Origin of the sequence: Desulfotalea psychrophila LSv54 (assembly GCF_000025945.1) — a bacterium.
Classification (GTDB): domain Bacteria; phylum Desulfobacterota; class Desulfobulbia; order Desulfobulbales; family Desulfocapsaceae; genus Desulfotalea; species Desulfotalea psychrophila.
This window is the reverse complement of record NC_006138.1, coordinates 2,675,666-2,688,049: the sequence shown is the minus strand read 5'-3', so window position 1 is coordinate 2,688,049 and position 12,384 is coordinate 2,675,666. Positions and strand designations below refer to the sequence as shown.

General features: G+C 49.9%; 10 protein-coding genes. 7 read left to right on the top strand and 3 right to left on the bottom strand.

What is annotated here, in order from left to right:
- Positions 1–109: 109 nt before the first annotated feature.
- Positions 110–547, top strand: a complete 438-nt coding sequence (locus DP_RS11940) for a nucleoside deaminase (RefSeq protein WP_011189595.1) — start codon at positions 110–112, stop codon at positions 545–547.
- A gap of 181 nt (positions 548–728) precedes the next feature.
- Here DP_RS11940 and hutH read toward each other — a convergent pair whose 3' ends face one another.
- Positions 729–2,267, bottom strand: a complete 1,539-nt coding sequence (hutH, locus tag DP_RS11935; RefSeq protein WP_011189594.1) for a histidine ammonia-lyase — start codon at positions 2,265–2,267, stop codon at positions 729–731.
- Positions 2,268–2,477: 210 nt separating this feature from the next.
- Between hutH and DP_RS11930 the strand changes: the two genes are divergently transcribed.
- The 5 genes from DP_RS11930 (at position 2,478) to DP_RS17020 (ending at position 9,178) form a co-directional block, all read left to right on the top strand.
- Entirely contained in the window at positions 2,478–4,505 is a 2,028-nt protein-coding gene (locus DP_RS11930) for a urocanate hydratase (RefSeq protein WP_041277952.1), read from the top strand.
- Between the two features lie 268 nt (positions 4,506–4,773).
- On the top strand, positions 4,774–6,018 hold the full coding sequence (gene hutI / locus DP_RS11925) for an imidazolonepropionase (protein ID WP_011189592.1): 1,245 nt from the start codon (positions 4,774–4,776) through the stop codon (positions 6,016–6,018).
- A 329-nt stretch (positions 6,019–6,347) separates the two neighbouring features.
- Positions 6,348–7,979 carry a glutamate formimidoyltransferase gene (gene ftcD / locus DP_RS11920; RefSeq protein ID WP_011189591.1) on the top strand — a complete coding sequence of 544 codons (1,632 nt, stop codon included), beginning with the start codon at positions 6,348–6,350 and terminating at the stop codon, positions 7,977–7,979.
- Between the two features lie 102 nt (positions 7,980–8,081).
- On the top strand, positions 8,082–8,291 hold the full coding sequence (locus DP_RS11915) for a hypothetical protein (protein WP_011189590.1): 210 nt from the start codon (positions 8,082–8,084) through the stop codon (positions 8,289–8,291).
- A 353-nt stretch (positions 8,292–8,644) separates the two neighbouring features.
- Positions 8,645–9,178 (top strand): hypothetical protein, encoded by a 534-nt coding sequence (locus tag DP_RS17020; RefSeq protein ID WP_011189589.1) that lies wholly within the window; start codon positions 8,645–8,647, stop codon positions 9,176–9,178.
- Positions 9,179–9,728: 550 nt separating this feature from the next.
- Here the strand turns inward: DP_RS17020 and DP_RS11905 are convergent.
- A complete protein-coding gene (locus DP_RS11905; RefSeq protein WP_011189588.1) occupies positions 9,729–10,406 on the bottom strand; it encodes a GntR family transcriptional regulator in 678 nt (225 codons plus the stop codon).
- Between the two features lie 174 nt (positions 10,407–10,580).
- On the bottom strand, positions 10,581–10,856 hold the full coding sequence (locus DP_RS11900) for a DUF6506 family protein (RefSeq protein ID WP_011189587.1): 276 nt from the start codon (positions 10,854–10,856) through the stop codon (positions 10,581–10,583).
- Positions 10,857–11,258: 402 nt separating this feature from the next.
- Here DP_RS11900 and DP_RS17575 point away from each other — a divergent pair, with 402 nt between their 5' ends.
- Positions 11,259–11,558, top strand: coding sequence for a 50S ribosome-binding protein YggL (locus DP_RS17575; RefSeq protein ID WP_083818984.1), 300 nt, complete (start codon positions 11,259–11,261; stop codon positions 11,556–11,558).
- Positions 11,559–12,384: the final 826 nt, after the last annotated feature.

Sequence of the window (12,384 nt, the reverse complement as noted above, 5' to 3'; positions counted from 1 at the left end):
TAAACGGCATGATTCGCTATATCATGGGTGCCATGCTTGAACTGGTCAGGATTGAAGGACCAAAATGATCTGTCTTAGCTCCAATCAATAACTCATCAGAGGATTACTTATGGATAAGTTTTTTGCGGTAGCAGTTGCAGAGGCCAGGAAGGGGATGGCCACCGGTGGTATACCCATTGGCTCGGTACTGGTCATTGATGGTCAGATAGTTGGGCGCGGTCACAACCAGCGAGTGCAGAGGGGCAGTGTGGTACTGCATGCAGAGATGGATTGCCTGGAAAATGCGGGCCGAATTAAAGCAGCCGATTATCGCCGGGCAACACTCTACTCGACTCTGTCTCCCTGTGATATGTGCAGTGGGGCGGTACTACTCTATGGAATTCCCAGGGTAGTCATTGGTGAGAACCGTACTTTCTGCGGCCCGGAAGATTATATGAGGTCACAGGGGGTAGAGGTGGTGGTGGTTGATAGTGAGGAGTGTCGACAGCTTATGGAAAGGTTTATTGAAGAGAATCCTGAGCTGTGGAATGAAGATATAGGTGAGTAGAACTCCACCCTTGCCACACCTTCGAGGGACCAATTGTCTGCTCTTCAACCTGCCCATTTGTCAGCAAGGGTAGGCTTTGAGTCTCATCTGAATGAAAAAAAAGCCTCTTGGAAAAATATCCAAGAGGCTTTTTCTGTTTTGCCTCGACCCTGGCATTACCCTGGCCTACATCCAGGTGATCCTATCTGTTAAAACTTGGCAGGAGATCGCGGCTGACCAGGTGATTGAAGGCCCCGGCTTGAACAAGCGCCTGGGCGTTTTTGATATCCGGGGCAAGGTAGCGGTCCTGATCGTAAAAGGCCACAACCTGGCGGACAATGCTCTTGGCCTCTTCCAGCAGGGGTGAGGTCTTAAGGGGGGCGCGAAAGTCGATTCCCTGGCAGGCGGCAAGCAGCTCAATGGCTAGAATTCCTGCTGTATTGTCGGCCATTTCCAAGAGTCGTCTGGCGGCAAAGGTTGCCATGGAGACATGGTCCTCCTGATTAGCCGAGGTTGGCAGGCTGTCAACCGATGCCGGATGGGCAAGGGACTTATTTTCACTGGCCAGAGCCGCCGCGGTTACCTGCGCTATCATAAAACCGGAGTTGAGCCCGCCCTTGTCAACGAGAAAGGGGGGAAGGCCCGACATATGAGAATCGATGAGCAGGGCCGTTCTTCTCTCGGGCAGGGCACCAATCTCGGCAATGGCCAGGGCCAGGTTGTCGGCCACCATGGCAATGGGTTCAGCGTGGAAGTTACCGCCGGAGATGATGTCATTTTCTTTACAGAAAACCAGGGGATTGTCGGAGACAGCGTTTGCCTCGGTGCCGATCACCTCTGCCGCGTTGCGGATCTGGTTGAGACAGGCACCCATAACTTGAGGTTGGCAGCGCAGGGAGTATGGGTCCTGAACGGCCTCACAGAATTTATGGGAACGTTCGATCTCACTATGTTCAAGGAGTTGTCTATAGGAGGCGGCGACATCTATTTGGCTCTTATGTCCGCGTACAGCATGAATAAGTGGATTAAAGGGGCGGCGACTTCCGAGGGCTGCATCAAGGCTTAAGCTTCCGGAAACCATGGCTGTGGCAAATAGCTCTTCGGCGGCAAAGAGCCCTTGCAGGGCAAAGGCGGTGGATGCCTGGGTGCCATTTAACAGGGCCAGTCCCTCCTTGGGGCCGAGGGTGATGGGGGATAAACCGGCTAGCTCTAAACCTTCCCGCCCGGATAGTCTTTGCCCCCGGTAAGAGGCCTCACCTTCACCGAGGAGGACGATGCTCATGTGGGCCAGAGGAGCGAGGTCTCCCGATGCCCCCACCGAGCCTTTTTGGGGGACAGATGGATAGACCTCAGCGTTGAGCAGCTGTACTAAGGCCTCGATTACCTCAAGCCGTATTCCGGAATAGCCCCGGGCCAGGCTGTTGATCTTGAGTACCATCATCAGCCGCACCGTAGAGTCTGCCATGAAAGCACCTACACCTGCCGCATGGGAGAGGATAAGCGATCGTTGCAGATGCTCAAGCTCTTCGTTTGGGATAATGGTGTTTGCCAACAGGCCGAAGCCGGTATTGATGCCGTAGATTACCCGCCCCTGTCTGATCACCTCGCCTACTGTTTGGACCGAGGCATTAATTTTTCCTTTACACTTCTCTTCTAATCTGACCCCGACCGGTGCCTTTGCCATCCTGCGAAGTTCTGCCAGAGTGAGCCTGCCAGGCTTGATCTCTATTTTGCTGTTCATAGCTGTGTCTCCTGCTAAGGCGGTTAGATGCTCTGTGCTGTGGGGGATACCTTATTCATAACCACGCTTAAAGCGTATAGATAAAGCAGGCTTGAATCAAGTGGAAACTGCCAGTTTACAGCAACTTGTATACGCGGCGAGGGGATGATACAATTATTTCAAAATGCTTACTGTTGTTTGCTGGGTAATCTGAAAACAGGGGAGGGTGAAATGATTGATAATGCGGAAATTGCCGGGGTGATGAAGATTCGCTTGGCCGATGAGCTGCCGGTCCAAGAGGAGTTTTTGCCAGGAATCCGCCGTGCTCCGGATCGTGGCTTTCGCTTGAGCAGGAGTCAGACCGAGACCGCCCTGAAAAATGCCCTGCGTTATATTCCGGAGCAGCACCATCAACTCCTCATCCCGGAGTTTTTACAAGAACTGAAGAGCAGGGGCCGTATCTACGGGTATCGCTATCGTCCTCATGGGTTGATAAAGGCCAAGGCAATCGATCAGTATCAGGGGAACTGTTTGGCTGGGAAGGCCTTTCAGCTGATGATTGACAATAATCTTGATTTTGATATTGCTCTCTATCCCTATGAGTTGGTGACCTACGGCGAGACTGGCAGTGTTTGTCAGAACTGGATGCAACTGCGGCTCATAAAAAAATATCTGCAGGCCATGAGCGAAGAGCAAACCTTGGTGATGCAGTCAGGTCACCCCTTGGGGCTTTTTAAATCAGATCCTGACCAGCCGAGGGTCATTATCAGTAATGGCCTGATGGTCGGTCTCTACGATAATCCTGATGATTGGGAGATTGCAGCCCAGATGGGCGTCTCCTCATATGGGCAGATGACGGCCGGAGGCTGGATGTATATCGGACCTCAGGGTATTGTCCACGGCACCTATAATACCCTGCTCAACGGTGGGCGAAAGATGTGCGGGGTGGGGACGGGTAATCTTGCCGGTCTGCTCTTTGTTACCTCCGGTCTTGGCGGAATGAGCGGGGCCCAGCCTAAGGCGGCAAAGATTGCAGGTGCCGTCTCTATCACCGCCGAGGTTGATCTTTCCAGGATCAATACCCGTAAAGAACAGGGCTGGGTGGATGTGGTTTCGGATAATTTAGACGAGATCTTGAACATTGCCGATAAGAGTCGTGCGGCAAGGGATAATAGTTCAATTGCCTACCATGGTAATGTCGTTGATCTCCTTGAGTATTTAGCGGAAAAAAAGTTCCCGGTCGATCTTCTCTCAGACCAGACCTCCTGCCATGTTGTCTACGATGGTGGTTACTGTCCGCAGGGAATCGATTTTGCCGAGCGAACCCGTCTGCTTGGCACCGACCGCCCCCTCTTTAAATCACTGGTCGATAAGAGCCTGCATCGTCATTATGCGGCCATTCAAAAACTCTCAGAGCAGGGGGCCTATTTTTTTGATTACGGCAATGCCTTTCTTAAGGCTGTCTTTGATGCGGGGGTAACGGAGGTTGTTAAAAATGGTGTCGATGGCAAAGACGGTTTTGTCTTTCCCTCTTACTTTGAAGATATTATGGGGCCGATCTTTGACTACGGTTATGGCCCCTTTCGCTGGGTCTGTTTAAGTGGCAGGCCGGAAGATCTTGCTAAGACAGATAGGGCGGCAATGTCCTGTATTGATCCTAATCGCAGGTTAGAGGATCGCGATAATTATATGTGGATTAAGGAGGCAAGGGCCAATAATCTGGTGGTCGGTAGCCAGGCCCGTATTCTCTACTCCGATGCAGGAGGGCGCACGGCCATTGCCCTAAAATTTAACGAGATGGTGCGTAGGGGCGAGGTGGGCCCGATCATTATCGGTCGTGACCATCATGATCCGGGTGGTACCGACTCGCCTTTTCGGGAAACAGCCAATATCTGCGATGGCAGTAACGTCTGTGCCGATATGGCCACCCACTGTTTTGCCGGTAATGCCGCCCGGGGTATGTCATTGGTGGCCCTGCATAATGGTGGCGGAACCGGAATTGGCAAGGCGATTAACGGCGGTTTCGCCATGGTCCTCGATGGCAGTCTTCGGGTGGATGAGATACTGGCCAGCGCCATCTCCTGGGATGTGATGGGCGGTGTTGCCCGCCGCAACTGGGCCCGCAACCCCAATGCCATGCAGGTGGCCATGGCCTATAACGGTGAAAATGAAAACCATGACCAGATAACCATTCCCTTTCAGACCGATGAAGGCCAGATAGCCGAGGCTGTGGCCCTCCTTTTTTCGGAATCAGACTAGCAGGCAGAGCTCGAACCACGCTTATCTCCGAGGATTAAATTTTGCGGACGACGATAAGCAAGTGCTTTGTAGAGCTTTAGATATCGTAAATATTGTTGAGCCATTTTGGTGTGCTGCAAGGCACGAATGAAGAAACATAGCAGCGCTATGTGACCGAATGAGAAACGAAGTCAGCGCGAGAAAAGGGCAAACAATATACGGTGGATAAAGTTTTACAGAGCCCCAGGACGAGAGGGACGTTTCAGGATGGAAAATAAGGAGGCAGGAAATGTCACATCAGCTCTTTCGCAATACAAGGATATACAGCCCCATGGACAGCGGTCAGCCGTCGGCTGGCAAGGCTCAGGGAAAACTGGCCCATTTCCCCAATGGGGCCCTGCTGGTGGCAGATGGTTTGATTGTGGCCATGGGCGATGAGGAGGCTGTGCTGGCAGTGGCCAAGGGGGGAGCAGAGGTGGAGGAGGTGGACTGTGGGGGCAGATGTATGATTCCCGGCTTCGTTGATCCCCATACCCATATGTGTTTTGCCGCTCCCAGAGAGGCAGAATTTGCCCAGCGCATAGCAGGGACCTCCTATCTGCAAATACTGAGTGAGGGCGGTGGAATTCTCTCCTCGGTGCGAGCGGTCGCTCTGGCAGGTGAGGATGAGCTCTATAAGAGTACTCTCCATCGGGTGCAAACTGCGTTGAGCTTTGGCACCACCAGTCTGGAGATAAAAAGCGGTTATGGGCTGGATACGGACAATGAGCTGAAGATGCTGAGGGTGATTGGTCGGGTGGCAGTAGACAGCTGTCTTGATATAGTGGCCACCTTCCTTGGTGCCCATGCCATTCCCGGGCAGTATAAAACAGATGCCGATGCCTTTATTACAATGATCGTGGAGGAGATGCTTCCCCGAGTCCGGGAACAGGGGATTGCCCGGTTTTGTGATGTCTTCTGTGAGAGAGGGGTTTTTAGCATAGAGCAGAGCCGTATTTTATTAAAGGCTGCTCGGGCAATGGGACTGGGGCTTAAGATCCACGCCGATGAGGTGACTGATCTTGGCGGGGCGGGCCTGGCCGCTGAACTGGGCGCCTGTTCGGCGGATCATCTGCTGGCGGCAAGTGACACCAATATAAGGGCCATGTCTCAGGCCGGGGTGATTGCCACCCTCCTACCCGCTACGGCCTATAGTCTCAGAAAGGACTATGCTCGGGCCAGGGTGATGATTGAAAACAGGGTGGCCGTGGCTCTGGCCACCGACTGTAATCCGGGCTCAAGTTTTACTGAGTCAATGCAGTTTGTTATTGGCCTGGCCGTCCTCAATATGGAGATGACTCCGGCCGAGGCTCTGACGGGGGCAAGTTTAAACTCGGCCTATGCCCTTAATATGGCAGACAGGGTCGGTAGTTTGGATAGAGGGAAACAGGCGGATTTTCTTCTGCTGGAAGGTGAGACGCCAGCCGTTCTTGCCTATCATGCCGGGGTCTCTTCTGTTGCCAGTGTCTATAAACGAGGAGAGAAAGTACACTGAGATGACCTTGTAAAAAATCATCATCTGCTTGTCTGTTGCAGTTATTTTATCATTACGACGTACTTTAGTACGCCGAAAGAATAAAATAATCTTACGCTTCGCAGGGGAGTTTTTTACTCAGTCATTTCATTTCTTAAGTTTTTGTTGGTGATGGCAGAGAAATTAAGAATTTTCAATAATGAGCAGCCCCGACTGCGAGGCGAATTAAAAAATTTACCATAGGCATCGTCATATCGGAGTCTATGTTTACCTCCGAGGATAAAATTTTTTCATACAAGGTAGAGATTTGAAGAAAAGACTATTTTTTGAGGTTCCCCAAGGAGAGGGCAATGAAGAAGATAGTGGAGTGTGTTCCCAATTTTTCCGAGGGAAGAGATCAGAAAATTATAGGGGCAATAGCCAGGGCCATTAAAGAGACCGACGGATGTACCTTACTCGACCTTGATGCCGGGAGCTCGACCAATCGAAGCGTCTTTACCTTCGTGGGTGACCCGGAGACTGTGCTTGAAGGTGCATTGACCGCGGCCCGGGTGGCAGCTACCCTGATAGATATGCGCAACCACAGTGGAGAGCATCCTCGCTTTGGGGCCATGGATGTCTGTCCCTTTATCCCTATTACCGGGGTGAGCATGGAGGAGTGTGTTCAGTTGGCCCGGAGATTTGCCAAGAGGGCGGCGGAGGAACTCGGGATTCCCCTTTATCTCTATGGGGCTGCCGCAGAGCATGATTATCGGCGGGAACTCTCGGCCTTACGGCAGGGAGAGTATGAGGGCTTGGCTCTCCGCCTGACAGAGGCAAAATGGCAACCCGACTATGGCCCCTCGGAGTTTGTTCCGAGCTGGGGGATTACGGCCACGGGGGCCCGTAATTTTCTTATCGCCTATAATGTTAATATATTGGCAACGCCTAATCAGGCTCACCGCATAGCCCTTAACCTGCGGGAGGCGGGCAGGGGAGAAGGTGCGCCCGGTCGTCTGCGAGAGGTTAGGGCAATGGGTTGGTTTGTGCAGGAGTATAATATGGCTCAGGTGACGGCAAATATTCTCGACTATCGGGTAACACCCATTCATCTCCTCTTTGAGGAGGTGAAAGAGGAGGCAGGGGCCCTAAACCTGGCGGTGGCCGGTTCAGAGATTGTTGGTCTGTTGCCTCTTGAAACTCTTCTTATGGCAGCTGATTACTATATCGAAAAGGAAGACCTCTTTATCTATGAAGAGGAGCAGAAAATCCGGCTGGCTATTGAACGGCTGGGTCTCAATTCGGTGGCGCAATTTAAGCCAGAGGAAAAAATCATTGAATATCGGCTGGCAGAAAAACTGCTCGAACCTCTGGCCGGGGCCACTGTACGGGAATTTATTGAAGAGATCGCGGCCCGTAGCTCTGCCCCGGGTGGCGGTTCGGCTTCGGCGGCTATTGCGGCCATCGGCACCGCCCTTGGCTCAATGGTAGCCAAACTTACCCATGGGGTGCGAAAATTCGAGGAGGTTCAGCCCCAGATGCAGGAGGCAATTCCCGTTCTGCACCAGCTTACCCAACAGCTGATCTCTGTGATTGATAGGGATAGCTCGGCCTTTAACGATTATATGGCAGGGATGCGGCTACCACAGTCCACAGAGGAGGAGAGAGAGAGACGTGATGGCAGGATGGAGGCCGGGCTGAAGACAGCCATCAATGTGCCGCTTGGGACCATGCGCCTGGCCGATGGGGCCTGGGACAGTTTTTGTCAGGTCGCTCGTCATGGCAATCCGGCCTCCGCTTCAGATACCTTGGTCGGGGCCAGGGCCCTGGAAACCGGGATCTGGGGGGCCTATCAGAATGTTCTGATTAATATGAGGGATATCGAGGACCCTCTCTATAGAGAGGAGGTTCTTTCTGTGGCGCAGGAAATAGCTGCCCGGGCAGCCAGAAAATGTGAAGAGGTGTTGCGGATCTTGTCAGCTCATACTCCTTCTGCCCCATAATATGATGGGCTTGTATAGGTGTTAGGAAGAGGTTGGGGCTGAGCAGGTTTCGCTAGGTGCCGATTTATGGGGTAAAAAAATATATATGATGAGAGCATTGCCATGAATACATCAACATTAATGTGGGGCGTGATTTTTGGCTCAATGGGGCTTGCCCTTTTGCTTTATGGCAAAAGGCAAACAGCTATTATTCCGTTTCTTAGCGGTATAGGGCTGATGCTAATGCCATATTTTATTTCGAATATATTTATTCTTGTCCCCACGGGCATTGTCCTTGTTGCCTGCCCTTTTTTATTAAAAAATAGGGCCTGAATAAGAGTAGCTTACGGAAGTTTTTCCTTAGCATTAGATTCCATCCTCTCCTGCCTCGCCAATTCGCTAGTGACAGAGACCTCCACATCCTCTGCCCAGAAAGCTGAGCTGTCTTCCCTGCTGTGCACATCTAATCACCCTTAATTATTGCCTATAATATGATTGTGTAGTACAGGTGCAGATACAACTTTTTGTAAGGAGCTAGGGTGATCCTTCGCTTTTTTTTGCGTCATCCTGCATTGTCGGGAGGTAACTCGGTTAGGCCTGTTTATGTTGAGACTACGGTGAGTTCCCGCTAGGCATATGTGTACAGTAATGATAGGTTCATACATTTATAAATAAGGTGAGGAAAAATGGATTCTGGAGCAACTGGTATAGGGGGGGCTTGGTTGAACAGCACTGCAACGATTCTATGGATCGCCATAGGCGTGCTGCTTGTGGTCGGATTTGTGGTACTTCTTTTAAAAATGGATAAGATTCGTAAAGGATCTCGTGAGACTTTAGCTAAAAGATACAGCTCCGGAGACATCCTCTGCCATGATAATTTTGCCGAGTATTTTGGTATGGAAGTGTTCAAAGGGAAGCAAACCAGAGGAAATGGTGTTCTTGTTCTTGCTCAGAGAGAGTTGTATTTTTTGAGATTACAGCCCAAGATGGAACTCTGTATTCCTCTTAAAAAAATAAAAAGGTGTGTGACGCCTTCGAGCTTTTTAGGCAAATCGATTAACAAGCGCTTACTTAAGATAGAATTTCAGGATGAGGATGGTGCCTTGAATGCGGTTGCCTGGTATGTAGTTGATTTAGAACGCTTTGTAACTGCTCTCAATCTCCAGAGGAAGAAAAATCGAACGAAGAAAAAAAATGTGACCCACATTTCTCACCAGTAAAGATGCTTCTCGTCGAGAAGCGACCCAGAAAACAGAGAAGCATAGAGCTTGCTAGAAGTCTTTGCTTGTTTGGGAGGCGACGCTGAAGAGAGGGGCCAAATTGGCTCATGAATCTTGTCACAAATTTTTAATAACAAAACACTGCACTGTCTTAACCGGTAAGCATGGATCGTGGCTTGCCAGCCACCCTGACCAAAGGGGGAAGCATCCCCCCCCCCTTTAAACCCCGTGCCGCCCCGGCCCAGTTGCCAATCTTCACTCTCGTTTCAGCTTCCGCTAGCGCTGCGAACGGACTCCTAGACGCCGCTGGCAGTTCGTCCTGACCTGCTCACCGCCCTCACTCCGTTCGGGCAACTGAGAGGGGAGGGGAGAGCAGGCCCGTCCACCCTCTGTCTTCCGAGCAGGGGCTTGCCTCTGTTATCCATAGCTAATGGTTATTTCCGTGCTTCCTGTCCAGATCGGCCAGAAAAATCAGGTAAGTTTTGGGTTTTTCTGTTGCGACTAATCATTGCTAGAGCGATTTAAAAGTTGGCTTGTCCTGGCTCGTGGCTTACCCTCGGTGCTCTTCAGCGCCAGAGATGATTTGAAACGAATCGGGAAGATCAAAGTCCCAATGAATATCTCTTAGATAGTCAGCTGCTGATACGGCCTTTCCTTCTTCTATGAGCTGGATAAACTGTCTATGTTGATACAAGTTGTTATTGTTCCACTTTATGCCAAAATTTCGTCTTGGAAAATCATAGAGTTGCATCTTAAGAATTCCCACATATCTGAGCATGCGTTTGTTGTTAGATAACCCTAAAAAAGTATCGTGAAAATCGACATTTAATTGATTGTGCCTAATTATATCTTCATTTGCGAGAGCTAATTCAATTTCATTATTCAACATCTTCATCTGTTGAATTTCCTTTTCTCTCAGATTATCAAATACAGAAAGAAAAATGCTAGATTCAATTCCTCCCAGAATTTCATATATATCTTTAACATCATCCATATTCAGCGCATTAATTTTCACTCCACGTTGCGGTTGAATGGAGACAAAACCTTGTTCCTGAAGCAATATGAGTGCTTCTCGTAGAGGAGTTCGGCTCACGCCGAGTTCCTTTATCATTGTGTTGACACTGATCGAAGATCCAGGCTTCAGATTACCGAGTTGCATCTGTTTTTCAAGATAGTTATATACTTGGACTCTGAGGAGGTGATTTCCCGGGATAGATGCGCTAAGCATTCGAATTTCCTATAAACAAAATTTGAGTTAAAGAGGGTGAAACAAATTATTCAATACCTGTGATGTTTGATATCCCGTTTACCCAACCTTGACTACCGTAAACAGTATCGCCAGATACTCTCAGGAGATTTTAACAAAAACCTCCTGAGAGTAACACACTATGCCAATATTTACTTACGCATTAACGAAAAAATCACCAACATAGCCAACTTTTGCTGAACCATCGATGGCTTCAAAAACCTTCTTCGCATCCTCAGCTTTAAATCCACTACAAAGTTCAATTAAAGTAGCACCATTTTTAACAAGCAATTTTGCGGCGTCGCAGCCCTCTTCTATTGTCCCTACGCCAACAATATTGCTTTTGAATGCGTCTGACTCTAAAACCTGATTTTTTTCTCCAAATGTATAACCGGGAGCTTTGATGATAAATCCATATTGAAACTGAGACATTTTGTATAACCTCTATACTTTAAAAAATTTAGTGAGAGAACAGTTGCCGCTTTCTCAAATTGAAGTGGCCGCGTCGAGGAACCCACAATTATTATTGTGCGACACAACTCTTAACAGAATTATTTCCTTCTTTTCTCGTGCCTTCTTCATTTGCATCGGCTGAAGGGGTATAACGAATCGTGGCAGGTTCCTGGGATAGATCGATTCCCGTGAACAATATTGACGACACCCCTAGGCAGACAAATTTTATTAAAAATTTCGTCAATTTCCTCTCCGATGACTTGATCGTCTCATGCACACTAGTATACTAGTATATTAGTTAAATGTTTGCGTCAAGCTTTTTCCAAGGGTGAAAACCCAACCGTAAGCGTGCGATTGGGTTCAAAATAGGTAGATTCGAAAATACTGTATCTGATTGAATTTGCGGTCTATGGATTTCAATTTGATTGCCGAATAAATACCAACTCAGAAGAGGAGTTTGCTAGGTTTCTCGATGACCTAATTGACCTGGTTCGGAGTAGAAAACTTATCGTAGGAGGCGGAGGGGCACCTGATGACTTCAGTATGTTTGTCTGCTCAGGCCATCGCTATGATTCTGCGACTGAAGAGGTTCGTGAAGCTATCACAGGATGGTTGTCCAATCAGGGGCAGGTGCCAGAGATAACTGTTGGTGAGCCTGTTGATGCTAACTACTTCATTTAACAAATTTCCTGAGTTTGATGATAAAGTCACCGGATCACGGGTTGCCACCCGCACTGGCCAAAGGGGGAAGCATTCCCCCCTTTGAACCCCATGCCGCCCCGGCTCAGTTGCTAATCCTCACTCTCGTTTCAGCTTCCACTAAGGTTGCGAACGGACTCCTCTCCTCGCAGCTGGCAGTTCGTCCTGACCTGCCCACGCGCCAGCTTCACTCCGTTCGGGCAACTGAGAGGGGGACGATGAAAACTGGTGTCCAGCACCTCGCTCTGTCTCCTTTTCCCATTGTTCCGGAATATTACAGCACAATTGCCTTTGTCTGTGTCCCTTTCCTGAGGGACGGCCAAAAGAATCAGATAAGTTTTACCATGATAAGGTGTTACTTTGTGGGGTTTCCACGCTGAGACTAATCGTTGATAGGGCAATCTAAAAATTGGCTTGTCCTCGATCGCGGGTTGCCACTCGCACTGGCCAAAGGGGGAAACAGCAGCATTCCCCCCTTTGAACCCCATGCCGCCCCGGCTCAGTTGCTAATCCTCACTCTCATTTCAGCTTCCGCTAACGCTGCGAACGGACTCCTGTCCTCGCAGCTGGCAGTTCGTCCTGACCTGCCCACGCGCCAGCTTCACTCCGTTCGGGCAACTGAGAGGGGGAGGGCAGGGCGCCCCCTCTGTTGGCAGGGGCTCGCCTCTGTTGTCCATAGCTAATGGTTATTCCCGTACTTCCCGTCCAGACTAGTTAAAAGAATCAGGTAGGTTTTACCCTGATAATGGCTGCTTTTTTGAGTTGCTTTGGATCGCGGCTTGCCACCCGCACTGGCCAAAGGGGGAAG

Bases quoted from the DNA above. Each gene is read 5' to 3' on its own strand.
- hutI (WP_011189592.1), top strand. From the start codon at position 4,774: ATGTCACATCAGCTCTTTCGCAATACAAGGATATACAGCCCCATGGAC.
- hutH (WP_011189594.1), bottom strand. From the start codon at position 2,267: ATGAACAGCAAAATAGAGATCAAGCCTGGCAGGCTCACTCTGGCAGAA.
- DP_RS11940 (WP_011189595.1), top strand. From the start codon at position 110: ATGGATAAGTTTTTTGCGGTAGCAGTTGCAGAGGCCAGGAAGGGGATG.
- DP_RS11915 (WP_011189590.1), top strand. From the start codon at position 8,082: ATGAATACATCAACATTAATGTGGGGCGTGATTTTTGGCTCAATGGGG.
- DP_RS11930 (WP_041277952.1), top strand. From the start codon at position 2,478: ATGATTGATAATGCGGAAATTGCCGGGGTGATGAAGATTCGCTTGGCC.
- DP_RS11905 (WP_011189588.1), bottom strand. From the start codon at position 10,406: ATGCTTAGCGCATCTATCCCGGGAAATCACCTCCTCAGAGTCCAAGTA.
- DP_RS17020 (WP_011189589.1), top strand. From the start codon at position 8,645: ATGGATTCTGGAGCAACTGGTATAGGGGGGGCTTGGTTGAACAGCACT.
- DP_RS11900 (WP_011189587.1), bottom strand. From the start codon at position 10,856: ATGTCTCAGTTTCAATATGGATTTATCATCAAAGCTCCCGGTTATACA.
- ftcD (WP_011189591.1), top strand. From the start codon at position 6,348: ATGAAGAAGATAGTGGAGTGTGTTCCCAATTTTTCCGAGGGAAGAGAT.